This is a genomic window from Mesorhizobium sp. LSJC280B00 (genome assembly GCF_000502835.1).
Classification (GTDB): domain Bacteria; phylum Pseudomonadota; class Alphaproteobacteria; order Rhizobiales; family Rhizobiaceae; genus Mesorhizobium.
In genome coordinates, this window is the sequence record NZ_AYVL01000010.1 from 121,947 (window position 1) to 146,482 (window position 24,536).

General features: G+C 63.0%; 28 protein-coding genes. 10 read left to right on the forward strand and 18 right to left on the reverse strand.

Going from position 1 to position 24,536, the window contains the following annotated elements; all coding sequences use genetic code 11:
* Window positions 1–46 precede the first annotated feature (46 nt).
* Genes X773_RS55775 through X773_RS55830 form a run of 12 tightly spaced genes read right to left on the reverse strand, consistent with a single transcriptional unit; the run spans window position 47 to window position 11,852 of the window.
* Complete coding sequence (locus tag X773_RS55775; RefSeq protein WP_023677081.1) at window positions 47–301, reverse strand: cytochrome C oxidase subunit IV family protein; 255 nt, start codon at window positions 299–301, stop codon at window positions 47–49.
* A complete protein-coding gene (locus tag X773_RS55780) occupies window positions 298–936 on the reverse strand; it encodes a cytochrome c oxidase subunit 3 (protein ID WP_023677082.1) in 639 nt (212 codons plus the stop codon). Before X773_RS55780 ends, X773_RS55775 begins: the two co-directional genes overlap by 4 nt.
* The gene (gene ctaD / locus X773_RS55785; protein WP_023677083.1) at window positions 933–2,570 is read right to left on the reverse strand and encodes a cytochrome c oxidase subunit I; all 1,638 of its coding nucleotides are present in this window, start codon (window positions 2,568–2,570) and stop codon (window positions 933–935) included. The genes X773_RS55780 and ctaD overlap by 4 nt, the downstream gene beginning before the upstream one ends.
* Window positions 2,567–3,538 carry a cytochrome c oxidase subunit II gene (gene coxB, locus X773_RS55790; RefSeq protein ID WP_023677084.1) on the reverse strand — a complete coding sequence of 324 codons (972 nt, stop codon included), beginning with the start codon at window positions 3,536–3,538 and terminating at the stop codon, window positions 2,567–2,569. The genes ctaD and coxB overlap by 4 nt, the downstream gene beginning before the upstream one ends.
* Window positions 3,535–4,284 carry an SCO family protein gene (locus X773_RS55795; protein WP_051406138.1) on the reverse strand — a complete coding sequence of 250 codons (750 nt, stop codon included), beginning with the start codon at window positions 4,282–4,284 and terminating at the stop codon, window positions 3,535–3,537. The genes coxB and X773_RS55795 overlap by 4 nt, the downstream gene beginning before the upstream one ends.
* Window positions 4,281–4,733, reverse strand: a complete 453-nt coding sequence (locus X773_RS55800) for a hypothetical protein (RefSeq protein ID WP_023677086.1) — start codon at window positions 4,731–4,733, stop codon at window positions 4,281–4,283. The genes X773_RS55795 and X773_RS55800 overlap by 4 nt, the downstream gene beginning before the upstream one ends.
* Window positions 4,726–5,874 carry a hypothetical protein gene (locus X773_RS55805; protein WP_023677087.1) on the reverse strand — a complete coding sequence of 383 codons (1,149 nt, stop codon included), beginning with the start codon at window positions 5,872–5,874 and terminating at the stop codon, window positions 4,726–4,728. The genes X773_RS55800 and X773_RS55805 overlap by 8 nt, the downstream gene beginning before the upstream one ends.
* Window positions 5,871–6,404 carry a cytochrome c gene (locus X773_RS55810; RefSeq protein ID WP_023677088.1) on the reverse strand — a complete coding sequence of 178 codons (534 nt, stop codon included), beginning with the start codon at window positions 6,402–6,404 and terminating at the stop codon, window positions 5,871–5,873. The genes X773_RS55805 and X773_RS55810 overlap by 4 nt, the downstream gene beginning before the upstream one ends.
* Before the next feature lie 2 nt (window positions 6,405–6,406).
* Window positions 6,407–6,934, reverse strand: a complete 528-nt coding sequence (locus tag X773_RS55815) for a DUF3341 domain-containing protein (RefSeq protein ID WP_023677089.1) — start codon at window positions 6,932–6,934, stop codon at window positions 6,407–6,409.
* Window positions 6,931–8,298 (reverse strand): NrfD/PsrC family molybdoenzyme membrane anchor subunit, encoded by a 1,368-nt coding sequence (gene nrfD / locus X773_RS55820; protein WP_023677090.1) that lies wholly within the window; start codon window positions 8,296–8,298, stop codon window positions 6,931–6,933. Before nrfD ends, X773_RS55815 begins: the two co-directional genes overlap by 4 nt.
* Window positions 8,291–11,278, reverse strand: a complete 2,988-nt coding sequence (locus X773_RS55825; RefSeq protein ID WP_023677091.1) for a TAT-variant-translocated molybdopterin oxidoreductase — start codon at window positions 11,276–11,278, stop codon at window positions 8,291–8,293. The genes nrfD and X773_RS55825 overlap by 8 nt, the downstream gene beginning before the upstream one ends.
* On the reverse strand, window positions 11,262–11,852 hold the full coding sequence (locus X773_RS55830; protein ID WP_245274714.1) for a cytochrome c3 family protein: 591 nt from the start codon (window positions 11,850–11,852) through the stop codon (window positions 11,262–11,264). Before X773_RS55830 ends, X773_RS55825 begins: the two co-directional genes overlap by 17 nt.
* A 327-nt stretch (window positions 11,853–12,179) precedes the next feature.
* On the opposite strand from X773_RS55830, the gene X773_RS73670 reads away from it, so the two are divergent.
* From X773_RS73670 to X773_RS55855, 6 genes are all read left to right on the forward strand, one after another.
* On the forward strand, window positions 12,180–12,455 hold the full coding sequence (locus X773_RS73670) for a hypothetical protein (RefSeq protein WP_051406139.1): 276 nt from the start codon (window positions 12,180–12,182) through the stop codon (window positions 12,453–12,455).
* 9 nt (window positions 12,456–12,464) lie between these two features.
* A complete protein-coding gene (locus tag X773_RS55835; RefSeq protein WP_023677095.1) occupies window positions 12,465–13,562 on the forward strand; it encodes an NAD(P)/FAD-dependent oxidoreductase in 1,098 nt (365 codons plus the stop codon).
* A gap of 62 nt (window positions 13,563–13,624) precedes the next feature.
* Complete coding sequence (locus X773_RS55840; protein ID WP_023677096.1) at window positions 13,625–14,596, forward strand: SDR family oxidoreductase; 972 nt, start codon at window positions 13,625–13,627, stop codon at window positions 14,594–14,596.
* 4 nt (window positions 14,597–14,600) lie between these two features.
* On the forward strand, window positions 14,601–16,316 hold the full coding sequence (locus X773_RS55845) for an HAD family hydrolase (RefSeq protein ID WP_023677097.1): 1,716 nt from the start codon (window positions 14,601–14,603) through the stop codon (window positions 16,314–16,316).
* Window positions 16,317–16,517: 201 nt separating this feature from the next.
* Complete coding sequence (locus X773_RS55850; RefSeq protein WP_023677098.1) at window positions 16,518–16,670, forward strand: hypothetical protein; 153 nt, start codon at window positions 16,518–16,520, stop codon at window positions 16,668–16,670.
* A gap of 24 nt (window positions 16,671–16,694) precedes the next feature.
* On the forward strand, window positions 16,695–17,138 hold the full coding sequence (locus X773_RS55855; RefSeq protein ID WP_023677099.1) for a PPC domain-containing DNA-binding protein: 444 nt from the start codon (window positions 16,695–16,697) through the stop codon (window positions 17,136–17,138).
* 10 nt (window positions 17,139–17,148) lie between these two features.
* Here the strand turns inward: X773_RS55855 and X773_RS55860 are convergent, their stop codons facing one another.
* On the reverse strand, window positions 17,149–18,411 hold the full coding sequence (locus X773_RS55860) for a DUF763 domain-containing protein (protein WP_023677100.1): 1,263 nt from the start codon (window positions 18,409–18,411) through the stop codon (window positions 17,149–17,151).
* 201 nt (window positions 18,412–18,612) lie between these two features.
* The gene (locus tag X773_RS55865; RefSeq protein WP_031194456.1) at window positions 18,613–19,317 is read right to left on the reverse strand and encodes an MgtC/SapB family protein; all 705 of its coding nucleotides are present in this window, start codon (window positions 19,315–19,317) and stop codon (window positions 18,613–18,615) included.
* Window positions 19,318–19,543: 226 nt separating this feature from the next.
* On the opposite strand from X773_RS55865, the gene X773_RS76380 reads away from it, so the two are divergent.
* Both X773_RS76380 and X773_RS55870 read left to right on the forward strand, forming a co-directional pair.
* Window positions 19,544–19,711: a hypothetical protein gene (locus X773_RS76380; protein ID WP_023677102.1), complete on the forward strand. Its 168-nt coding sequence runs from the start codon at window positions 19,544–19,546 to the stop codon at window positions 19,709–19,711.
* 30 nt (window positions 19,712–19,741) lie between these two features.
* On the forward strand, window positions 19,742–20,740 hold the full coding sequence (locus tag X773_RS55870; RefSeq protein WP_023677103.1) for an ATP-dependent DNA ligase: 999 nt from the start codon (window positions 19,742–19,744) through the stop codon (window positions 20,738–20,740).
* 136 nt (window positions 20,741–20,876) lie between these two features.
* On the opposite strand, the gene X773_RS55875 is transcribed toward X773_RS55870, so the two are convergent.
* On the reverse strand, window positions 20,877–21,404 hold the full coding sequence (locus tag X773_RS55875; protein WP_023677104.1) for a ferritin-like domain-containing protein: 528 nt from the start codon (window positions 21,402–21,404) through the stop codon (window positions 20,877–20,879).
* A gap of 169 nt (window positions 21,405–21,573) precedes the next feature.
* Window positions 21,574–22,305 carry a Crp/Fnr family transcriptional regulator gene (locus X773_RS55880; RefSeq protein ID WP_023677105.1) on the reverse strand — a complete coding sequence of 244 codons (732 nt, stop codon included), beginning with the start codon at window positions 22,303–22,305 and terminating at the stop codon, window positions 21,574–21,576.
* Window positions 22,306–22,806: 501 nt separating this feature from the next.
* On the opposite strand from X773_RS55880, the gene X773_RS55885 reads away from it, so the two are divergent.
* Window positions 22,807–23,004, forward strand: coding sequence for a hypothetical protein (locus tag X773_RS55885; RefSeq protein ID WP_023677106.1), 198 nt, complete (start codon window positions 22,807–22,809; stop codon window positions 23,002–23,004).
* 267 nt (window positions 23,005–23,271) lie between these two features.
* Here the strand turns inward: X773_RS55885 and X773_RS74565 are convergent, their stop codons facing one another.
* The gene (locus X773_RS74565; protein WP_023677107.1) at window positions 23,272–23,436 is read right to left on the reverse strand and encodes a DUF3309 family protein; all 165 of its coding nucleotides are present in this window, start codon (window positions 23,434–23,436) and stop codon (window positions 23,272–23,274) included.
* Between the two features lie 309 nt (window positions 23,437–23,745).
* Here X773_RS74565 and X773_RS55890 point away from each other — a divergent pair, with 309 nt between their 5' ends.
* Complete coding sequence (locus tag X773_RS55890) at window positions 23,746–24,057, forward strand: hypothetical protein (RefSeq protein ID WP_023677109.1); 312 nt, start codon at window positions 23,746–23,748, stop codon at window positions 24,055–24,057.
* 75 nt (window positions 24,058–24,132) lie between these two features.
* On the opposite strand, the gene X773_RS55895 is transcribed toward X773_RS55890, so the two are convergent.
* Window positions 24,133–24,363 (reverse strand): hypothetical protein, encoded by a 231-nt coding sequence (locus X773_RS55895; protein ID WP_156937349.1) that lies wholly within the window; start codon window positions 24,361–24,363, stop codon window positions 24,133–24,135.
* Between the last annotated feature and the right edge of the window lie 173 nt (window positions 24,364–24,536).

The following is a 24,536-nucleotide window of genomic DNA, read 5'->3' on the forward strand; positions in this document are numbered from 1 at the left end:
GCCGGTCCGAGCGCAGGCAAGGCATCACGAGGTGCGCCGCTTCGGCCTATTGTCCGATCAGCGTCAGCCCGAACAGGATCATCAGCCAAAACCCGGCAGCAGCGACCGCAAGACGCGGCAGGACGCCGTCGCTGGCCAGATGCATGAACAGGATGGCGATGACGGCGGTCTTGGCCGCGGCGATCACCAGATTGAGTGCCGAATTGAAGCCGCCGAGCGCGAGGAAGGACGAGCCGACGGTCAGGGCTAGCAAGGCTAAAAGCCCGATATAAGCAAGCGTGAGTTTGCGGAACTCGCTCATCTGTTGATCAGATAGAGGACGGGGAACAGGAAGACCCAGACGATATCGACGAAATGCCAATAGAGGCCGATTGCCTGCACGCGCCGGAACCGGCTGGCCTCGATCGTGCGTGGCCACAGCGCGAGGATGCCGCCGATGACGATTACGCCGCAAATCAGATGCAAGGCGTGCAGTGACGTCATCGCGAAATAGAGGCCGAAGAAGAATTCGGCATGAACAGGATCCGGGCCCTTATAGATGAAAGGTGCGCCGAGCACCGGCGCCAGCCCTTCGCTGAATTCCCTGGCGTACTCCGTCGCCTTGATCGCCAGGAAGACGACGCCGAGCAGCGCCGTCGCAGCCAATGCCCAGCCAGCGGCGCGCCATCGCCGCGCGGCCGTGTACATATGGGCGAGCGCCATAGCGAAACTGCTGGTGATCAGGACGACGGTGTTGGCCGTGCCCAACGGCAGCGACAGATGCTTCGCAGCGCCGGCGAAGGCGTCGCCATAACTCAACCGGGCAAACATGAAGACGAGCAGGATGGCGCCGAACAGCATCACCTCGGAGCCGATTAACACCCACATGGCAAAGCTGTCGGCTGCCGTTTCGCGAGCCGGCCGGTCGAAGGCGATACTTGTCGTTGGTGACTTCAAACCAGATCCTCCACCGGGTCCGACCGTTTCTCGGTCAGGCCTTTCATCGGATAGTCGTAGGCTGGTCTGGTGACGGTCGGCATGCGATCGAAATTATGCGCGGGCGGCGGCGAGCTTGTTTGCCATTCCAACCCGGTCGCTCGCCACGGATTGGCCGGCGCCTGCGCGCCTCGAAACAGCGACCATGCCAAGTAGAGGAGCGGCATCAGATAGCCAATCGCCAGCACCACGGCGCCAGCCGACGACAGGATGTGCCAGAAAGCGAATTCCGGCGGATAGGTATGGTAGCGCCGCGGCATGCCCAGAAAGCCGAGCACATATTGCGGAAAAAAGGTCAGGTTGAAGCCGATGAAGGTGACAGCCGCGGCTATACGGCCCCAAACCTCCGAATACATTCGGCCGGTGAGTTTCGGCCACCAGAAATGCAGCCCTGCCATGTAGGCGGTCACCATGCCGCCTACCATGATGTAGTGGAAATGGGCGACGACGAAATAGGTGTCGTGAACGTGGACGTCGATGGCGAGCGCGGCAAGGAAAAGGCCGGCCAGCCCGCCGAAGGTGAACAATGCCAGGAAGAACAGCGCATAAAGCATCGGCGTCTCGAAGCTGATTTCGCCCTTGCGCAGCGTCAGGCTCCAGTTGAAGACCTTTATCGCCGATGGGATCGCGACGCAGAAGGACAGGAACGAAAACACCACGCCGGCATAGGCCGACTGCCCGCTGACGAACATGTGGTGGCCCCAGACGAGAAAGCCGAAGACGGCGATCGCCATCGAAGCCAGGGCGACGGCCTTGTAGCCGAACAGCGGCCGGCGGCTAAAGCAAGGCAGCACTTCCGAGACCACTCCCATGCCTGGCAGGATCATGATGTAGACGGCGGGGTGCGAGTAGAACCAGAACAGATGCTGGAACAGCAGCGGATCGCCGCCGAGGTCGGGATTGAAGATGCCGATGCCGAAGACGCGCTCCAGCACGATGAGGATCAGCGATGCTGCAAGCACCGGCGTCGCCAGCACCATCACCAGGCTGGTGGCGTACAGCGTCCAGACGAAGATCGGCAGCCGGAACCAGGTGAGGCCAGGCGCTCGCAAGGTGTGGACGGTGACGATGAAATTGATACCGGTCATGATCGTCGAAAAGCCGACGATGAAAACGCCGAATGCCGCGGTCGAGACAAATCCGTTGGCATAGAGCGTCGACAGCGGCGTGTAGAAGGTCCAGCCGGTGTCGACGCCGCCCAAAACCACCGAGGCGAGCGCGAACAGGCTGCCGAACATGAAGACGTACCAGCTTGCCAGGTTGAGCCGGGGAAAGGCGAGGTCGCGCGCGCCGATCATCAGCGGCAGCAGGAAATTGCCGAGCGTTGCCGGGATCGACGGCACCAGGAAGAACCACACCATGATGATGCCGTGCAGCGAAAACAGCCGGTTGTAGACATCGTCGGAGACCAGGTCGCCGGCCGGCGTCGCAAGCTCGATGCGCATCAGCACGGCAAAGGTTCCGCCGAGGAAGAAGAAGGCCGTCAGCGAGACGAAATAGAGCCACGCCACCCGTTTGTGGTCTGTTGTCAGCAGCCAGGAGCGCGGCCCGGCACCTTCTGCGAGATAGCTTGCCGACGCCAAATCGCTGCTCATTGCGGCGCCTCGTTTTTTGCCGCCGGGAACGAGGGAGATTGGAGCGATAGGGATTTGAGATAGGCCATCAGCATCTGCAGTTCGGCTTCGTCAACGAGACCGTCGAAGCTCGGCATCACCGGCTGGTAGCCGGCGGCGATTTCCTTGTTCGGGACAAGGATCGAATCGCGCAGATAGCGTTCGTCGGCGATGACCGTCTGCCGGTTGGCCAACGCCACCGGCTGGCCGAAAACCCCATCGAGGCCGGGCGCCCGCACCTTGCTGAAATTGCCGTGACAGCCGGAGCAGCCGAGCGCGCGGAACAGTTTCCCGCCGCTCGTGGCAAGGCTTTCGCCTTCACCTTGACTGCCGAGCCATGATGCATATTGCTCCGGCGCCAGCACGGTCACCCAGCCGCCCATCTCGGAATGCTGCGTGCCGCAATATTCGGCGCAGAACAGGTGATAACGCCCCGGCTGCGTGGCGATGAACCAGACATTGGCCGTGCGTCCGGGAACGGCATCCTGCTTGACCCGAAAGGCTGGCACGTAGAAGGAGTGGATGACGTCCTGTGATGCCAGCGACACCACCACCGCCTTGCCGACCGGCACGTGCAACTCGTTGATCTCGCGCTGGCCGCCGGGATGGCGGAATTCCCACATCCATTGCTTGCCGAGGCCGGCGATCTCGACGGCGTCCGGTGGCGGACGGTCGCGCCGGACAAAAAGGACTGCGCCCCAGCCGAAGAAGATGAAGGCCATCACCAGGCTGGCAATGGTCCACGCCATCTCCAGCGGCAGGCTGCGGGCACGCGCCCCGGTACGGTCGGCTGCGGAGCCGATACGATATTTGACGGCGTAGCCGACAACGAGAACGGTCAGGAACAGGCCGAGCGCGACTGCGAAAGCCAGCAATGTGTAGAACAAGGCATCGACGCTGCCCGCGATGGACGAGGCTTCCTGCGGGAAAAACCGGATGCCGAAGCTCACGCCCGCCTCCCGCGCGCCAGCAATATGGCCGTCGCCAACCCCACCACCATCACGATGCTGGCGAGCTTCAACGCAGCCCAGATCGCCGGCGTATATCGCCCCTTGGACGCATCGAAGCCGGCGCAGAGCAGGAAGACATGATCGGCGATCGAGCCGAGCCTGCCGGAAGATGCCTCGACAAGGGCAAGCTCAAGATCGCGCGGCGTGAAGCTCAGCGCCGGCAGCACCTGCGCTATCCGGCCTTTTGGCGTCAGCGCGATGACCGCGATCGGATGGGCGAATTGGTCGATCCTGGCGCGGGTGTCGAAACTGATGCCGGCTTCCGCGGCAAGGGCGCCGCCGGCGCCGTCGGCACTGGTCAGGAACCGCCACGCCGACAGGTTCCTCGCGTCGGCCGCCGCGGCGACCGTGGCTTGCGCATCGCCCGCATCTTCGGGCGTGTCGGCGGCATCGATCGAGACGAACAAAGCGCGATAGGTGTCGGGGTCGAGCGAGGTCTTTTTCAAATCCGAGGCGACCGCCTGTTGGGTCACACCACAAAGGTTCGGGCATTTGTCGTAGCCGAAAATCAGTAGCGCCGGCCGGCCGGCAAGCATTTGGCCGATCGTGCGCTGCTCGCCGGACGCATCGCGAAACACCCGGTCGAGGCTGAGCTGCGCGCCGATCTCGGGATCGAAGGCCGGGCGTGCGAAGGCCATGGCCGGCAGTGCCGCGAGAAGGGAAAAAGCGGCTAGCCAGGCCTTCACGGCCGGCCTCCCTGGCCTGGCGCGGTCCGGCAGCGAGCGGCCTGTGGCGCGCGTGGTATCTCGGCCTCGACCAATCGGCAGTCGGCGCCGGCGGCCGGCGCCGGCTGCCCCCAGTTCGGCAAACCATGGCTGACGATCGCCCACATGGCGTCCTCGATCGGAATGCGGGCAATGCCGGCGGTGCGGTCGACCCAGCCGACCTTGTTCAGCTCCTGCTCCTCCGCCTTGCGGAAGGCAGCGAGGTCGTCTTCTGGAAAGCGCTGCAAGGCTGGACTGGCCCGGTTGCCGACCGATGATGGCCCCGGCAGCGGCCCGAACGGCCTGGTGTCGAAGACGAGCCCGAGGACGATGACTGTTGCGGCCAGGAGCAGCAGCAGGCCGGCCGCGAAGGCAAGCAGCGCGCCCGGCCAGACGTCGCGCGTTTCGGGATGGCGGGCTGCCCTAGCCATGGACCGGCCTCCGGCACCAGAGGGCGATCCGGTCCGGCCGGCCAAGCACGAAAAGCAGCAGCGCAAGCCAGAGGCCGCCAGCTCCTGCCAGCGCGGCAAGATCGTACCAGAATGCGATCACATTGCCGTCCGCCAACGGCGGTCTGATCCGCCAAAGGACATCGACGTAGTGGCCAGCCAGCACGATGCCGCAGATCGACAGCAGGCCGGCATGGCTGCGCTTCAGATCCCGGCTGAGCAGCCCGGCAAAGGGGACCGCGAATTGCAGCGCAATCAGCAGCCAGAGCAGATACTGCCAGCCATTGCTGCTGCGGATGAGGTACCAACGGATCTCGTTTGGCAGGTCGCCGCCCCAGGTCACCAGCCATTGCATGAACGACAGGTAGGTCCACAGCAGCACGAAGCCGAACAGCATGTTGGCCAAATCCTCGCTGAGCGCGACATCCTCCTCGCCGCCCGCCATGACCTCGATCGAGCGGTTAACACACAGTACCGTCATCGCCAGGGCGTAAGCGCCGACGACTTCGGCCGACGCTTCCAGCAACGCATAGATGGTCGAGGAGAACTCCGGCTCCAGCGAGAGCATCCAGTCGATGGCAAAAATCGTCACAGCCAGCCCATGCGCAATCAATCCAGCGGCATAGGCCTTGCCGCGGCCGGCGCTGCCACGACCGCTATCGGTCGTTGTCCAGTCAAGCACGCGCCACGCCAGCACCAGCCAGATCGCGGCGCAGGCGGCAAAGCGCAGCAAAAAGAACGGAACGTTCAGATAAGAGAATTTCTGGCGCACCGTCTCGGGCAATGCAGCCGCGTCGGCACTCGCCCAGGGAAAGACCAGGTCGAGCCTGAGCAGAACCGGCAGCAGCAGAAGCAGCGCCAGCGGCAGCGTCGCGACGAGAGCGCGCAGCGGCTGGCGGATTGCCTCGCCCCAGCGGCCGCCGGTCAGCCCATGCACCATCAGGATGGTCAGCGCGCCGAGCGGCAGGCCGAGCAGGAAGAGCGCCGCAGGCAGCCAGCCGGCCAACATGGCTCTGAAGTCGAAGGCCAATCCCGTGGCGCAAAGCACAAGTCCGACGGCGACCACGGCAAGCGCCGGCAAAATCAAACGTTCGGTGGCAAGCCGCATCATCGCCCGCATCATCGATCCGGCTCCGCATTGAGCTCGGCACGGAGGCTTTCCGGCAGCTCGGCAATTGGTGCATCGCGCGAATATTGCAGGGCGCGGATATAGGCGACGATCGCCCAGCGGTCGGCAGGCGGGACACGCGCCGCGTAGGAATACATGGCGCCATAGCCGTTGCTGATGACGTCGTAGAAATGCCTGTCGCTCGCCTTGCGCAACGCGTGCTGGTGATAGGTCGGCGGCGCCGGAAAGCCCCGCTCGACGATCATGCCGTGGCCGTCGCCGGCGCGGCCGTGGCAAGGCGAACAGAAGATGTCGAAGCGTTGCTGGCCTCGCCGCAGCAGCATCATCGTGACCGGATAGGGAAAAGTGTCGGGTACCGGCGAAAGATCGGCATCGCGTGCGACCGTGTCCTCGACCGGCGCCCGCGCCGACATGCCGTCGGCGAACTGGTTGCTGCTTTCGAGCGGATCGTAGCGCGGCTGGTCCTCCATGTCCTGCCGGCAGCCGGCGACCAGCAAGGCTGCCGACAGCAGGATCGTGCGCATGTTCACGCCTCCACCTCCTCGACGGTTTCGGCGCCGAGCCGTGTCAGCTGGCCCTTGGTCACGCCCTTGCGGAACTTCGGATCGGCGGCCTCGACGAGCAGATAGAACTTGCCGCCGCGCGCATAGGTGAAGCTCGTGGCGTTGAAGACCGGGTGGTAATATTCGGGCAGGCGATTGGCGGCCAGCATGCCGAAGAATGCGGCCAGCGCAGCGCCAAGTATCGCGGCCTCGAAGGCGATGACGAGAAAGGCCGGCCAGGAATGCAGCGGCCGGCCGCCGACATTGAGCGGAAAATCGATCTCGACCGAATAGAGGATCAGGCCATAGACAAACACCGCGCCGACGATGGCGCCGCCAAGGATGGTCCATGGCAAGCGCGTCTTGCGCATGCCGAGCATGTCGGCCAGCCCATGCACATGGAACGGCGAGAACGCGTCCATGCGCCGGTAGCCGCGCGCCCGCATGGTGCGGACCGCCTCGGTCAGCGCTTCGGGATCGGCGAAAGCCGCAATGACGCCGTAAAGGCTCATCTTGCGCCGCCCCTCTCCCCGGCCAGCTCCTCGACCTCGAAAATGGTGATGGCCGGCAGGACGCGGATGAACAGGAAGACCAATGCGAAGAAGGTGCCGATCGAGCCGAACAGGATGCCGAAGTCGAGCCATCTCAGTGATTGTTCGCCCCAGGACGACGGCAGGTAATCGCGGCTTGGCCCGGTGACGACGATGACGTAGCGCTCGATCCACATGCCGACATTGATGATCAGGGCAATGGCGAACAGCACTGGCATGTTGAGGCGCACCCGCCGGAACCAGAGCAATTGCAAAACAGCGCCGTTGCAGGCGAGCATGGTCCAGAACAGCGGCGCATAGGGTCCGAAGGCGCGCTGCCACATCATCGTGCGCTCATAGGTTTCGCCCGAATACCAGGCGAAGAAAGCCTCGGAGGCATAGCCGTAGATGACGATCATGCCGGCGGCGATCATCAGCTTGGCGGCATTGTCCATGTGCCGCAGCGTGATCAGATCCTGGACCGAAAACGCCCAGCGCAGCGGGATGGCGATGGTAAGCACCATGGCGAAGCCGGACAGCAGCGCGCCGGCAACGAAATAGGGAGGAAAGATAGTCGAATGGAAGCCCGGCGTGATGGCGAAGGTGAAGTCGAGCGAGACGATCGAATGCACCGAGACGACCAGCGGCGTGGCCAGTGCCGCCATCAGGAAATAGACCGTCTGGTAGCGCGCCCAATGAAAGGCCGAACCGCGCCAGCCGAGCGCCAGTATCCCGTAGAACAGCTGCGCCGGGCGCGATTTCGCCCGGTCGCGCAGGACGGCGAGATCGGGCAGCAGGCCCATATACCAGAACATCAGCGAAACGCTGGCATAGGTGGCGATCGCCGCGAAATCCCAGACCAGTGGGCTGCGCCATTGCGGCCAATGCATATGCGTGTTGGGTAGCGGCAGCAGCCAGTAGAAGAACCACGGGCGGCCGAGATGCAGGATCGGGAAAAGCCCCGCCATTGCCACGGCAAACAGCGTCATCGCCTCGGCAAAGCGGTTGATCGAGGCGCGCCATGGTTGGCGCAGAAGCAGAAGCACCGCCGAGATCAGCGTGCCGGCATGGCCGATGCCAATCCACCAGACGAAATTGCCAATCATCGTGCCCCAGACAACCGGAATGTTGACGCCATAGGCGCCAACGCCGACCGAGATCAGATAGGTAATCGAATAGAGAAAGATGAGGACGAAGACGAAGCAGGCGAAAAACGCGGTCCAGAAATAGCGCGGCAGCCTGCCGTCGAGGACGATCGCACTGATACGGCCGCTGATCTCCGGAAGGTCGTGCCGGCCGCGCAGAACGGGCAGTGCGCCCGGTTTTCCAGCAATAGCCTCAGCCATCGGCTTTCCCGCCTGGCGAGAGACGGCCGTTGATATTCCTGATCTTGCCGAGATAGGTGGTGCGGGGTCGCGTGTTGAGGTCCTCGAGCAAGGCGTAGTGTTGCGGCGCTGCTTTTTCCTGCACGACAGCGGCGCCCTTGCTGTTGAGGTCCCCGAAAACGATCGCCTGTGTCGGGCAGGCCTGCTGACAGGCGGTCACCACTTCGCCGTCGGCGATGTGGCGGTTTTCGATCTGCGCCTTGATGCGTTTTTCGGAAATGCGCTGGACGCAGTAGGTGCATTTTTCCATCACACCGCGCGAACGGACGCTGACGTCTGGATTGTGCGCGGCCTGTTCCGGTCCGGCCGCATCCTTGTCGAATTCCTGGAAGTCCAGGAAGTTGAAGCGCCGCACCTTGTAGGGGCAGTTCTGCGAGCAGTAGCGCGTGCCGATGCAGCGGTTGTAGACCTGCGCGTTCAGCCCGTCATGGGTGTGGGTGGTGGCGTTGACCGGACAGACGACCTCGCACGGCGCCTTCTCGCAATGCATGCAAGGCACCGGCTGGAAAAAGACGTCGGGATCGTCGAGCGGGCCGGAGTAGTAGCGGTCGATCCGCAGCCAATGCATCTCATGGCCGAGTGCCGACTCGTCCGGCCCGACGGTGGCGATGTTGTTTTCCGCCTGGCAGGCAGAAACGCAAGCCATGCAGCCGATGCATGCCGACTGGTCGATCGACATGCCCCAGGCTTCCTGGCTGTATTGCCAGTCGGGATAGAGCGATCCGGTTGGCGCGGGCGGGGCGCCGTCGCGCACGAAGTGTGGATTTTTGCGGAAGGCCTCGAGCGAGGCATGGCGAACGATCGCCCTGCCCTCCATCGCCTGATGGTGTTGCGTGGTGATGACCCGCGCACTGCCGTCCCGCGGCGCGACCGTGGCGCCATAGACGATCCAGGGAGCCTCGAGGCTTCGCAGCCTGTACGCGTCGTGGCCGTCGGCGAGTGCTGCCACCGAACCGAGCTTCCGGCCGAAGCCCAGAGCAAGTGTCACGGTCTCGTCGGGATGGCCAGGCATGATCCAGACCGGCGCATCGATGTCCGTGCCGTTCGAGGCGATATTGACGACCCGGGCGTTTTCCACCTGAAGCCGCCCCGCCGTCGCTGGCGATATCAGCGCTGCATTGCCCCAGACGATCTTGCTCAGTGGCCGCGGCAATTCCTGCAGCCAGGACGAGTTGGCATTGCGTCCGTCGCGCAGCCAGGGATCGGCGACGAAACGGATTTCGACGCCTTTGGCCGCTTCGACGCGCGGGTTCAGGCCGCGCAAATCCGCCGGCATCGCAACATCGACTGGAGTGCTGGCACTTCCGGATACAAAGCCGTCGCGAAGCGCCTTTCGCCACGCGGGATCGTCCAGTGCTTGCGCCCAAGTCGTTTGTGCCCATGTCCGGCGGACGAGCGGCAGCGCAGAAACAGCGAATTCACCGCCAAGCACGGCCAGGATTTCATGCACCGCCCGCCCCTGGTAAAGCGGCCTGATCAGCGGCTGCACGATCGACGCGGTTCCGTCATGGGCGCGCAGGTCACTCCAGCTTTCGAGATCATGCGCAGCAGGGACATGCCAGTGTGCGGCGAAGGCGGTTTCGTCGCGGTAGAGACCCCAGTGGACAAGAAGCTTCAGCTGCGAAAACACGTCGCGGACATCGAACCCCGCAGGTGCGGTGTGGAGAGGATTGGCGCCGAGTATGACAACGGTGTCGATATCTCGCGCGGCGATCGCCTGGCAAAGTGCAGCGAGGTCGCCCTCGATGGGCATCGCGTCGGGCGGCTCGATCAGTTCCACGGTGTTGCCAAGCGCACCAAGCCGCGCATTCATGGCAAGAGCCGCGGCATGGACGAACGGTGTTTGATGGACGCCCGGCACGATCAGCGCCGAGCGGCCGGCCGCCTTCAGATCGTCCGCAGTGGCAGCCAGCCAGGCCGGGTCCAGTGCCAAGGCGCTTGGCGCCGCTTCGCCGCCAAGCACCGCGCTCAGCGCCGCGGCGACGGCTTCGACCTCGCTCGGCCGCACCGGCCTGCGGTGATCGGCGGCAGCGCCGGTGATCGTCGGCGTCGATTCCACCGCATAGACCCGGCTCATCGTATCGTCCGCCCGGCGCACGCGACGCCGCGCGGCAAAGTCACGGGCGTAAGCGAGACGGCCGGGGCCCTCGCCCAGGAAATCCGCGTCGAGACTGACAATCGCGTCGGCGCGATCGAACCGGTAGACCGGTGCAAGCGCCCTGCCGAAAAGGGTCTGCGTGGCTTCGGCGCCGGACGGCGTTGCCAGGGGATCGTGCTGGAACAGCCTCAGCCTGGGGTAGCGCGCGCGCAGCGCCTCGAGCTGCGCCTTCATGGTGGGCGAGGTCGTCGCCTCGATCAGCAGCGCCGCGCCGGCACCGCCTGAGCCGGCCAGCCGCGAGGTGAGCTCGGCCATGTCGGCAAGGAAGTCGCCATAGGCCGCCGGTTCGCCGTGTTTCAGCGGCATGCGCGAGCGATCGGGGTCGAAAAGCGACAGCACCGCCGCCTGCATGATGGCGTCCGTCGCACCGCGCGAGGCCGGATGGTCGGGATTGCCTTCCACCTTGGTCGGCCGGCCCTCATGGCTTTCGACCACCGCACCGATACCGTAGCCATCGCTCGAAAGCGTGGTCGCGTAATAAAGCGGCTTGCCGGGAACGATGTTTTCCGGCTGGCGGATATAAGGCAGGATGTCTTCGGCCCGGCTGCAGGCGGCAAGCCCGGCCAGCGTCAGCGATGCACCCATCAGCTTCAGCAGCGTGCGCCGGTCGAGCCGCGGGATGCGCTCGGCGATCGAGGGAAATTCGGCATCGACGAAGCGGCGGAATTCCGGCGTATCGGCGAGCTCGTCGAGGCTTCGCCACAGCTCCGGGCCGGGCGAAAGCCGTTCGCGCAGGCCGGCCATGTCTGGAGCCGCGATCGGTTTGTCAGCGGTGGCAGACATAACAGTCGGTCATGGTCTCGGGGTGGATATCGAGAAGGCTGATGAGTGACCGGCGGATTTCGGCGATGCCGGCCGGTGGCTTCCAGTGCATCAGGAACACGTCCTGCGGCGGACGCAAATTAGGCTCGGGATCGCGATGGCATGCCAGGCACCATTCCATCGATAGTGCGTGCGCCCGCCGCATCAGCGGCATGTCGTCGACCTCGCCATGGCACGTCTCGCAGGCGACGCCTTTAGCGATATGGATCGAATGATTGAAATAGACGAAGTCGGGGACACTGTTCACCCGCTGCCACTGCAATGGCTGCCCGGAAGCAAGGCTTGCCCGTATCGGCGCCAGCATGTCCACGTTGGTGAACAGCTGCGAATGGCAGGTCATGCACACCTCGGTCGCCGGCAGACCCGCCGATGACGAAGTCTCGGCGCCGCTATGGCAATAACGGCAATCGAGGCCGAGCTCGCCGACATGGTGCCTGTGGCTGAACGGCACTGGTTGCGCCAACGGCCGGCCAACGCCGGTGACGAAGTCCGAACGCAAGACGGCGGTACCGCCGAGAGCCGCAAAGATCGCCATGAAACACGCGCCCCACAGAGCGAAGCGTGAAATGCCGTTGGCACTCCTTGAAAAGACCTGCGGCATCCACTCGCCGATTTCGCATCCAGCAAACCGTATTCACCCCCCAAAGTGCCTAACTAAGGCTGCGTGGGTAAGTTCCGGCTGGAGCAGCGGAGATCACAGAATGGTTACCCCGCCCTGGCCCATCAGGTCGGGGTGACCGGAAACCATCGAACCCTCCATACGTTCGGATGAGGTCACGTTCTGTTTCACCCGGATAAGCATCATGACCATCCCCCACCCCATCCCATTCGCCGCCGGTCCGGCGTTGCCTTCTGGTGGACGATGTTCGTCGGCGCGCTGCTGACGATCCTCGGCCTGCCGATCGGAGGGGGCGGTGCCTGGCTGATCGCGCTGGGCGGATCCTGGTACTATCTGCCCGCCGGGATCGCCCTGCTGGCCGCCGGCAGCCTGCTGCTTGCCGGCAATGCCGCCGGTGTATGGCTTTATGTCCTGACCTGGCTGGCGACACTTGCACCCGGCGGACACCATTTCATGGAGACCAGGATCGGCGACGACGTCATTGCCGACGTCATTGCCTACGCATTGCCTAAAAGCTGACGCCAGACGATGACGGCTTCGCGGGACGCTTCCATCCTGATCGTCGGCGCCGGCCCGACCGGGCTGACGGCGGCAGTCGAACTGGCAAGGCGCGGCATTGCACCTCGCATCATCGACCGCAAGGAAGGCCCGACGCCGCTCGCCAAGGCGGTCGGCATCAGTTCGCACAGCCTCGACATCCTTGAACCGTCCAAAGTCGCTGCCCGATTGCTCGCCGAAGGATTGAAAATTCGCCGAGCCCGTTTCTACTTCGAAGGACGAGCGCTCGGCGAGATCGATTTCTCGATCCTGCCGCACCGCCATAATTTTCTGCTGTCGCTGCCGCAGCGCGACACCGAATCGCTGATGACCGATACGCTCAAGGGATTTGGCATCGACGTCGAATGGCGAAGCACATTTGTCGGCATGGCCGAGCATAAAGGCCGGGCCGAGGTGCGGATCGAGGCGCCAGACGGCCGTGACGAGGCAAGTTTCGACCTTATCTTCGGAGCCGACGGTGCGCAAAGCACGGTGCGTGATGCCATGAGCATCGGCTTCGATGGCTACACGCATCGGCGGCAATGGAGCATTGCCGACGCCGACATCGACGATTGGCCCTATGAGCCGATGGCCGCCCACGCATTTCTTCACAGGAACGGCGACGTCGGTTTCATCATCCCGATCGGCGAGAAGCGCTATCGCGCGGTCTCCAACACCGAGGATGCGCTGGCCCGCATCCCCGGCAATTACCGGATCACGCGGTTGTTGGGGACCGACCGCTTCCATATTCCGGTACGACAGGCGCCGCGTTATCAAACCGCATGCGTCTTCCTGGGAGGCGATGCCGCGCATGTGAATTCGCCGTTGGGCGCGCGCGGCATGAATCTCGGCATCGAGGACGCCGCGTCATTCGCCAGGCGTTTCGTCGACGGCACGCTTGCCGGCTACACAAGCGAACGCCACCCGGTGGGGCAACGGTGGATCACGCTCAGCGAGCGCATCCTCTCGCTGGCCCAATCGGACAACGGCATCATGCAAGGCGTCAGGAACGCGGCCTTCAGCGTCGTCGGCCATCTGCCGCTGCTGCAACGGCCGCTGCTGGAGCGTGTCGCCGGGCTCAAGGAATGACGTGGTCGCATCAACCTTTTCGCTGGACATGCGTTGTTGGGTTTCAAGCCAGGGAGATGACCATGCAGATAAAATCGGAAATCGCCGGCGAGGCCGCCAAGCAGCGGCATATCCAGCGCCGTATCGACGAGAAGGACAAGTCCAAATCCAATGGCAAGCAAAAAGGCGCCATGCAGGCCGGCGCCCGCAAATATCCGGAGCCGCCCTTCCCCGAGCAGCACCAGCCGAAGCCGGGCCATGAATGGGCGATCGAGCCGGCGCCGCTTTACGATGCGCCATTTTATATCGGATCGAAAAAGCTCGACGGCAAAGTGGCCGTCATTACCGGCGGCGATTCAGGCATCGGCCGTGCGGTGGCCGTGCTCTATGCGCGTGAAGGCGCCGATGTGGCGATCGTCTATCTCTCGGAGGATAGGGACGCCAAAGATACCAAAAGGGCCGTCGAAGCGGAAGGCCGGCGCTGCATCCTGATCAAGGCCGACGTCAGCGAACGCAACCACTGCCACAACGCGGTGGCTGAGATCGTGCAGGAGTTTGGGCGGATCGACGTGCTGGTCAACAACGCCGCTTTCCAGATCCACTCCAGCGATTTCAGCGAGCTGACCGAGGAGCATTTCGACACGACGCTGAAGACCAACCTCTACGGCTATTTCCACATGGCGCAGGAGGCCGTGCCGCACATGAAACCCGGTTCGGCGATCATCAATACCGGTTCAGTGACCGGCATCGAGGGCTCGAAGCAACTGGTCGATTACTCCATGACCAAGGGCGGCATTCATGCCTTCACCCGCGCGCTCTCAGGCAACCTTGTCGACAAGGGCATAAGGGTCAACGCCGTGGCGCCAGGCCCGGTTTGGACGCCGCTCAACCCCTCGGACAAGGAAGCCGGCGATGTTTCGAAATTTGGCGCCGATACGCCGATGAAACGGCCGGCCCAGCCGGAGGAGATCGCGCCGGCCTACGTGTTCCTCGCCTCGCCACACTGCTCGAGCTACATCACCGGCGAGATATTGCCGATCGTGGGCGGCTACTGACGGCATGTATTTCATTGCCCTGGCCACTGACTATGACGGCACGCTGGCGCATGAAGGGGTCGTTGCCGAGAAGACGCTTGCGGCGCTTGAACGCTTCAAGAAGAGCGGCCGCAAACTCATTCTCGTCACCGGGCGCGAGCTGCCCGACCTGAAACGCGTCTTTCCCGAAGTCGCGATCTTCGACAAGGTGGTCGCGGAAAACGGGGCGCTGATCTACACGCCGGCCAGCGAGGAGGAGCGGACGATATCCCCGCCGCCCGCCCCCGAGTTCATCGCCAAACTCAGGAAACGCGGTGTCAAACCGCTTTCGGTCGGACGCTCGATCGTCGCAACCTGGGAACCGCATCAGGCTACCGCGCTCGAGGTCATCAAGAAATTGGGGCTGGAGCTGGAAATCATCTTCAACAAGGGCGCGGTGATGATCCTGCCCAGTGGCATCAACAAGGCGACCGGGCTGACAGCCGCGCTTCAGGACCTCAGATTGTCGCCGCACAACGTCGTCGGTGTCGGCGACGCCGAAAACGACCACGCCTTCCTGCGCGCCTGCGGCTTCAGCGTGGCCGTCGACAACGCACTGCCGGCAGTCAAGGATACGGCGGATCTCGTGACACGCGGCGCGCGCGGAAAAGGCGTCGAGGAACTGATCGCCAAGGTGGTCGAGCGCGATCGCGAGCTTGTGCCGAACCGCGACGGCATTCTGCTTGGCTCGGAGGATGGCAAGGAGGTGTATCTGTCGCCAACCGATACGGTGCTGATCGCCGGCAGCTCCGGCATCGGCAAATCGACCCTGGCGACTGCACTGACGGAGCGCTTCGTCGAGAGAAAGTTCCAGTTCTGCATCTTCGATCCGGAAGGCGACTATGACGGTCTCGAAGGCGCCGTCCGGCTGGGCGACGGCTCGAACGCGCCGACGAAGACGCAGTTGCTCGATCTCCTGGAGAAGCCGGACAACAATCTGGTCGTCAATGGCCTGGCGCTGCGCGTTAACGAGCGGCCGGACTTCTTTGCCGACCTGCTGCCGGGCCTTGGCGGTGTTCGCTTCCGCACGGCACGACCACACTGGCTGATCATCGACGAGGCGCATCACCTCTTGCCGAAGCGGCGCGACGACACGCCAATGGTGCTGGCCATGGAATTGCCGGGCACGATCCTGATCACGGTTCATCCGGACGCGATCTCAACCGAGGCATTGCGGCTGGTCACCGCCGTCATCGCACTCGGCCCCAAGGCGAAAAAGGTCATCAAGACGTTCTGTCACGAGACCGGCACCGAACCGCCAAAGGACAAGGACCTGAACTCTCCAAAAGACGAGCGCGTGCTGTTCTGGCGGCCGCAGGCGCGCAAGAAACCTGCCATGGTCGAGCCGATCGAACCGCGACAGTCGCTCAAGCGGCACAGCCGCAAATATGCCGAGGGCCAGCTGGACGAGAAGGGCAGCTTCTATTTCCGCGGCCCCGACAATGCGATGAACCTCCGCGCCCATAATCTGATGATTTTCGCCCAGATCGCCGAGGGCATCGACGACAGGACCTGGGAACATCATTTGCGCGCCGGCGACTATTCCGAATGGTTTCGCCACCAGATCAGGGACAAGGAACTGGCGCGCGAAACCGCCGAAGCGGAGAAAGACGGCACACTTTCGGCGCAGGAGAGCCGCAAGCACGTCCTGGACGCGGTGCGCCGCCGCTATACCGCGCCCGCGACCGCGCCGAAGGAATAGATGCAAACGGCGCCCAGCCGGTCCCAAGCCGGCTGGGTTCACCTCGTGGTCGATCTCCGTCCCACCTCGGCAGACGGCCGAGTCCCAGTCAGTTCCAACCGTCGATGGTCCATCGTGGAACCTCATCCGCCAAACGAGATTGTGTTCTATCGGGCGCCAGATCTATTCAATGCTGAATAATTGCTCGAAAGGAGACGATGGATGAGCAACGACTGGGACAAGGATGGTCCTGTCTTTTCAGCGGAACAGGCGCGGCAGGGCGAGATCATCCTGCGGACGCGGGCGCGCCGGATCATTTTCATCGCCGGCCTAGTGGGTCTCGTCTTGCTGGCATTGCTGGTGTGGTGGATTTGAATTCCTGACGGCTGGAGCGAAATCATGAAATCACAGCTTGTTGCCGAAAGCGCCGGACAGAGAACGTTCGTCGTTGTGCTTGATCCCGGCGAAGAGGCGTTTGCGCAGCTGACCTCGTTTGCGGTCGACCGTGGCGTCGGCGGCGCGTCGCTGACCGCGCTCGGCGCTTTCGAAAGCGCAACCGTCGGCTGGTTCGACCCTGGAGAAAGGACCTACCGGAAAATCCCCGTCCGGGAACAGTGTGAAGTGCTGAGCGCGATCGGCGATGTTGCCATCGGCGACGACGGCAGGCCCAGCCTGCACGTCCACGCAGTCCTTGGATTGAGTGACGGCACCACGAGGGGCGGTCATCTGCTGGACGGCATCGTGCGGCCGACGCTCGAGGTCACATTGGTGGAGACGCCTGGCCATCTGCGCCGCAGGCACCGTCCCGAACTCGGCGTCGCCCTGATCGACTTGGAGGCTTGATCCGAGCCGATCACTTCGTTGATTTGACTGCGGCCGTTTCGGGTACGACCTCCCAACCGAAGACGCTGCGGCCGCCGAGCAGATGCGATTGCTCGAACTCCCCGGCGACGATTTCCTTCAGGCTTGGGCCGGTGACATAGCGCTCGACCTGCCTCGACTGGTCGTCCAGCCGCCGCAACGCGCCGATCTCTTCGTCACGGCCGAGCCTGGCCTTCTGGACAGCCGACTTCAGCACGCCGATCGTCTCGTCATAGACCTTCAGCGGCACCGGAAACGGGTGCCTGTCCTTACCGCCATGCGCCAGCGAGAAACGGCCTGGATCGGAAAAACGGCACGGCGCGCCATGCACGACTTCGGCGACCAGCGCCAGCGCCCGCACCGTGTGCGCGCCGACATTGGGCACCAGGAGAAGCCCGGCGAAATCCGTCGGACCGCGCTCGGCCGCCGCGGCGATGTTGCCGTGCAGGCGGCGCATGACGACATCGCTTTCGCGCACATCGTGGTGCGCCGGCATCACCAGATGCGGCAGCAGCTTTTGTGCCGGCTCCGGCGCTGGCGCCGAACCCCGCTCCAAAGCGGCAAGCTCCCTCACGATGCGATCCGGTCCAAGGTCGTGCAGAAGGTCCAGTTGTCCCTGGCGCGACGCTTCAGCGCGCCGGTCGGTCAGGTTGACGATCTCGCCCTGGTTGGCGCCCTCGATGGCAGCATGCGGCTGGTCGACAAAGCTCTTCAGGCCTTCGGACAGCCAGTGATAGCGGCGCGCCACCTTGCTGTCGCCGTTCATGCCCTGCTGCACCACCACCCACTTGCCGTCGTCGGTGACGATAAAGCCGTGCAGATAGAGATCGAAACCGTCCTGGACCGCGGCGCTGTCCACCTTGGCGACAAGCCGGCTGGCAGTCGCGAGGCCTTGCCCGTCGAGGCCGACACGCTCGCCGATCAGGGCAAGCTCGTGCGGGGTCTTGCGCGAATGCGCGCCGCGGCCGCCGCAAACGTGGATGCCGAGTTCGCCGGAAAGCGGCGACAGACCGCGCTTCAAGGCACCGACGACGCTGGTGGTGATGCCGGAAGAGTGCCAGTCCATCCCCATCACGGCGCCAAAGGACTGGAACCAGAACGGATGCGCCAGCCGGCGCAGCAACTCATCGCGGCCGTAATGGTGGATGATCGCCTCGCACATGACCGCGCCAAGCCGCGTCATGCGGTCGCCGAGCCATTTCGGCACGCGTCCGCCGTGAAGTGGGAGATCAGCACTTCCCGATCGCTGTGCCACGCTCTTTTGCTTGCTCCTTGAGTCCTGCCTCGACAGATAGGTATCGAAAGGGGTGTGGAGAAGCTATGGCCTGATTCAGGCCGCGATCGTTGCAAGCCGCTAGAGCAATTCCAGGAAAAGTGTGAAACGGTTTTCCGTCCGGGATTGCGCAGAAACAAAGAGATAGAGCGTTTCGGCGTTTCCGTGAAACGATGAACCGCTCTAGCGGGCAGGTTCGCTGAGGAGATCAAACTTCTGGATCTCGCAATGCTCGCCCACCGATGCCAGCAGATCCATTGGCGGTGCGCCAGTGTCCGGCCGCCTCCAACTGATCTCGAACGAGAACACAGGGTCCTTGAGATCTGGGCGCCTCTCTATTGCGACGAGGCGTGCCTGGTAGCCAAGCGGCCCGATGAGCGCATCGAGCTCCTGTCGAGCCGCGGCCTTCCACGTCAGTGCCAACTGGGCATGGTGTTCGCGCGACATTCGAAGGTCCACCCATTTCAGGACCAGCAAGGTGGCCAGCGTCAGCGCCGTGCCGGCCGCGCCCAAGCCGTATTGGCCACCACCGAAAGCCAATCCGATCGCCGTCATCACCCACAACGTGGCCGCCGTGGTGACGCCGCTGACAAGATTGCCGCGGCGAAGAATGGCGCCACCGCCGATAAAGCCGACGCCGGTCAACACGCCCAGCGGAAAGCGCAAGACGTCCATCGATGCAAACGAATCCGGGTGCTTGCCAACGGTCTCGAGCAGAATACTGGCCTGGATCATTGTGATGGCGGCGGCCAATCCGACCAGCACGGTGGTGCGTAGCCCCGCCGCGTGCCCGCGCGCCTCGCGGTTGAGGCCTATCAACAGGCCGGCGAGCGCGGTCAGAAGCAGTCGTGCCGCGATGTCCTGCCAGACCGGAACAACGAGGAGCATCGCGGTCACCCGTCAGGCCAAGCGCTGCTGGCCAAGAATAGCGCCAGGGTCAAAGCGAACAAGGGCGAGAGCGTCTTCATCGCAAATTCTTTTCGTCGATAAGCAACAAACGATGCGCTTGGATTTTGGTTGCGCCGCCGACGATCCACCCCGGCGATGGGCCGCGGCGGAACAAAACCTTCGGCCTGCGGGTTGGTGGGTTCACGCCAACGAAGGATTTGCAGTCATGGTCCGCTTGCTGCTTGCCGGAGCCGTCGCTTATCTGGCCTATCGCATCACCAAGGAGATCGGTGGGTCCGACGAGGTCGATCCGCGGTCGCCTTCACCCGACCAAACCGGCCGCAAGGTGCCGAGGCGGGAAAGCGGGGCGCAGGGGAATGGCCGACGGCGGTAGCGAATGCCTCAGCGGCGGCGCGGACCAGCCATGACCGCATTTCCGTTGCCGCTCGACCTTCGTCCGATGGAAGCCAAAGCCGCCGACGCAATTCCTGGCGGCGACGGGCTTTGGCAGTACGAACCGAAATGGGACGGGTTTCGCTGCCTCGTGTTCAAGGGCGACGATGCCGTCGATCTGCGTGCAAAATCGGGCAAGCCGCTTGGCCGCTATTTTCCCGAACTGGTCGCGGTGCTGCGCGATGTGAGGTCGCGGCGGTTTGTTGCCGACAGCGAAATCGTCATCGAGGTCGACGGATCGTCCTCGTTCGAGGCCCTGCAAATGCGCCTTCATCCCGCCGAAAGCAGGATCCGCAAGTTGAGCCTCGAGACGCCTGCCATGCTGGTCCTGTTCGACATGCTGGCCGAACCCGGCGGCGGGATCATCATCGAAGAGCCTCTCACCACCAGGAGGCAGGCGATTGAGGCCTTTGTCGCGTCGGCGGCACGGCCCGAACTGCACCTGTCCAAATATACGCATGACGCCGCTGCCGCCGAGCGCTGGCTGCAAGGCGCCGGCCATGGCTCGACCGACGGTGTCGTTGCAAAACTGATCGCCGGGCCATACCGGCCCGGCGAGCGCGCCATGGTCAAGGTCAAGCGGCTGCGCACTGCGGATTGTGTGGTCGGCGGCTTTCGCTATCTCGCCGGCAGCAACGAAGTCGGATCCCTGCTGCTCGGCCTCTACAACAACGAAGGCAGGCTGGACCATGTCGGGTTCACCTCGACCATCGGCAAGGACGACCGCGCGACGCTGACCAGGCGGCTGGAAAAACTGCGGGCCAAACCGGGTTTCACCGGCAAGGCGCCGGGCGGACCAAGCCGCTGGAGCACGGAGCGCAGCGGACAATGGGAACCGATAAAGCCTGACCTGGTGGTCGAGGTTCGGTTCGACCATGTGACAGGCGACCGGTTCCGGCACGGAACCAAGCTGTTGCGCTGGCGGCCGGACAAAGAGCCCCGGCAATGCACGTTCGAGCAGATCGAGTGAATCCGCTCCGAGGCACCGCTTCAAGGCTCTAGCTGCCCGCCCTACCGTTCATGAGGGACCAATGCAGAATTCACCGGTTTCCCGCGGCCAACCGAGCCTTGGCAACCATTTCCGAGGCTCGGTTGCGGTTTTGAAATCAAGCGGCTTCTTGCATTGCGCGTTCGTTGACACCGCTTTCGCCGAGCTTGGAAAGCGCTTCGTCGGTCGCGACCTCTTCCTTGAGAGTTGCCCTGAGCAGCTCGACAACGTCGCTCTTGCCGAGTTCTTCCGCCCACGCGATCAAAGTGCCGTAGCGAGCGATCTCGTAATGTTCGACGGCCTGCGCCGCGCCGACAAGCCCGGCGTCGAGCGCGGGAGCACCGTTATACTCCTCGAGCACTTCCGAGCCCTCTTCGATAATGCCGTCAATCGCCGGGCAGGTCTTGCCACGGGCCGGCTTGCCGAACTTCTCGAACACCTCCTCCAGGCGGTCGACATGTCCTTCGGTTTCCATGCGGTGTTTCTCGAAGGCGGCGGTCACTTCTTCCGACTCCGCGCCCTTGGCCATTTTAGGCAGCGCTTTCAGTATCTTCTTCTCGGCGTAGTAGAGGTCTTTGAGCCCGTCGAGGAACAGATCCTCAAGGCCCTTGCTTGCCGCCTTCGCGGCCTTTTTCGTGGTCGCCATGATCCTCTCCCGAATGGTTGGTGCCGCCTCGCAAAGTAGAGGCGTCCCATAACCCTCCGACGGGAAACAAGTTCCCTGACGGTCCGGGAGCTTTGAAAATTTTTCCGACCCGCCGTGTAGTGTCGCAAGGGGCTTCGACCTGCGGCAGCAATCGGCCAGGAAAGCGCCGTCAGCGCTCGCCGATATGCTCGACCAGGCGGGTATATTCGGCCTCGGCCAGGCCGTAGCCGCCATCCGCCAGTGCGACGAGACCATCGCGATCGCGAATGATAATTTCGCCGCGGCGGGACCGGATGAGCCCTCGCCCCTCGAGCAGCTGCAGCGCGACCGTGACACCCGGACGCCTTACGCCAAGCATGATCGACAGGAATTCGTGAGTGATCGTCAGCCGGCCGCCGTCCACCCGATCGTCACACATGAGCAGCCAGCGCGCCAGCCGGTCTTCAAGTTTCGATCGCGCGTTGACCAGCGCCGTATAGCCGGTCTGGACATGCAGGTATTGCACGTAGCGCAGCAAGAACAGCCGCAGCGTCGGGCTTTGCGTCAGCGCCGCCTTGAACGGCTCGGCGTCGATCCTGGCGGCTTCTCCCGCCAGCTGCACATAGCAATCATGGACCGTACGGTCGTCGCCCATTATCAGGGCCGAGCCGGTCATACCTTCCAAGCCGACAAGGCCAACTTCCGCATCGCTGCCGTTCGGCATTTTCGCAACCACCGAACCGATGCCGTCCTCGAGGAAATAAATGGCCTCGATCGGCGATCCGGACACTTCGAGCGATTGCCGTAACTCCAGTGAACAGCGCTCGATGTGCGGCTCGAGAGATGCGAAATCGCCGGCGCTCATCCGGCGCAACAGCTTGTTTCTGTATAGATTTCTATTGGAAATTGCTGGATCAGACATAGCTGGCCCCAAAACAGGGCAAGAGCTTTTTTATCTCCCAGCCGTCCGCGCCCGGTATAACCTGCGGACGATAACGCTCATATAAGCACTGAAAGGTATGGAGCCTACTAAATAAAAAAATGAATCGATGCACGACAGTTTCTCCTGCCGCTTGCCTACGAAAACATCCGACTGAACGTTAGAGTTGGAAACGTACCAAAGACGGTTTGGTACGAAAACGACAATTGAGGTCACCGGACGCGAAAGAGCCCGTCGCGAGGGATGCAACGGGCTCCATTCGGGCGTCGTGGGCTACGCCCAATGATCCAAATGAGGGGTGGGTTGGATCGCAGCAACAATGCAGGTGCAAGGCAGTCGTTCCCAAACTGTCTGTTTGGTAATTTCCGTACATTGAGTTTGGACGAGAGCGGCGCTAATTGAATTGGAGTCGTCCACACAGACATGGCGAGTGGACGCTTGAAAGACGCTTCGCGCTTTCGCCCTTTTTCAAGGGAGGATGGCATGTCGATGCAAGGTGCAGCAACTCCAGCCGAACTGAGCGTGCTGAAAAAAGCGCTCGACGACTGCTGCCGTGAGTTGGGCGTTGCGGACGACAGTCCTGTCCGCGAGCGGTTGGCCGCCCGTATCATGTCACTGTTCAACGAGGGTGTGCTCAGCGCCGATCTGAAAGAAGCGCTGGTCGCCGATCGCCAACACTAAGCTGCTGCTATGGTGGTGTCCTCGGTGCCGAAAGGTTCGGCACCGGGTCGCCCTTTTTAGCCAGGGATCCTGGTTGGCCAAGGATCTTGGAAATCTTGTCTCTTCACGACAAAACGCCCGGCGCTTGTTGCCAAGCGGCAGGCGTTTTTGTCGCGAGCGTGACACTAAGGCGCGTCGCGTTCGACTGGCCTCATGCGATGCGCTTTAGGTTCCTGTTTTATGCATGTCGCTATCACAAAACCGCTGCACACTTTTGCGCGACATGCATTAAATGCGTCCAAGCAGGACCAGGATAATGACGATAAGCAACACCAGGCCGAGGCCGCCACCACCGTAATAGCCGGTGCCGTAGAACGGTCCGCCGCCCAAGCCGCTGAAGCCGCCAAGCAAGGCAAGGACCAAGATTATGATGAGAATGGTTCCAAGGCCCATGATGTCTGCTCTCCTTGTTTGCGCTGCCGCCATTCGCATCAGCGCGTCGCATTGTACAAAGGTATGAACTCGCAAGAAGCATTCCTGTTCCGGCGGAACGGTAAGGCGTACGCTCATGCGGCGAGCAAAATGCCGGGCTGTGCCGTTAGAAAAGTCCACAGAAGCATGCCCGCGGAGAATGACATGGCGACCGCCTTGAACACCTGAGAACATGCTGAATTTCATGGGGAATTTGTCGGAACCTTCGCTCGCCCGAACGGTTGTTTTCGTAGTCGCAACGCGACGACCCTCGTAAAAAGGAGAAGCATCATGCTCACGAAAATTCTCGCAGCTTCGGCGCTTACGATCGGTCTGGCTACGTCAGCGATGGCGCAGAACGTCGGCGACCCTTCCGGAGCCGCTGCCGACGGTAGCGGGCGGACGATCGTAGTCCCGGATAATGGCGGCCCTGACACCGGCACGGATTCGACCATCACCAATAGCATTCGCGATTTCTCAACGACGAATTCGAATGCCGACCGGAATTGCCCGCCGGGCCCGCAAGGGGCTCTGCCCGATGCGACCGGCAAGGCTCCGGGCACGATGGCGCCGACGGTGAACGACAACCACTGCGGCAAGTAAGCGCCCGGTCATCACAGCCTGACGAGGCCGCGGAGCTTAAGCTCCGCGGCCGGCTGGTTTTGCCGTAAAATCAGCCTAGCGGCCGCGGTGGTCGAAGCTGACCGCGATATCCCGACCGTCCAGCGCCCGAACGATGAAGCCAACCAGCTCCTCGTCGGTTTGCCGGAACCAGGGAAAGCGTTTGCGCAAATCGGCTATGACGACGGTGGTCGAGAGAATGTCGCCGGAATGATAGTCGGCCATGATGGTATGAACGGCAGCGTCGGTGTCAATACCGATTCCTAGCGGCGACTTGATCTGCCCCACGGAAGCCTCCACCCATCTCTCCCAGCCAACGATAGCAAGACTGCCGCAAAGCGAAAGAGCTTGTACGATTCCGTACGATCTCGTGGCTTGCGTTGCACTTTGCAGGACGCAGCCGGCGTCTTTTGTTTTGCGTTTCCAAACCATTGTCTGGCGTGGTGGCGGCTGTGGCCGCC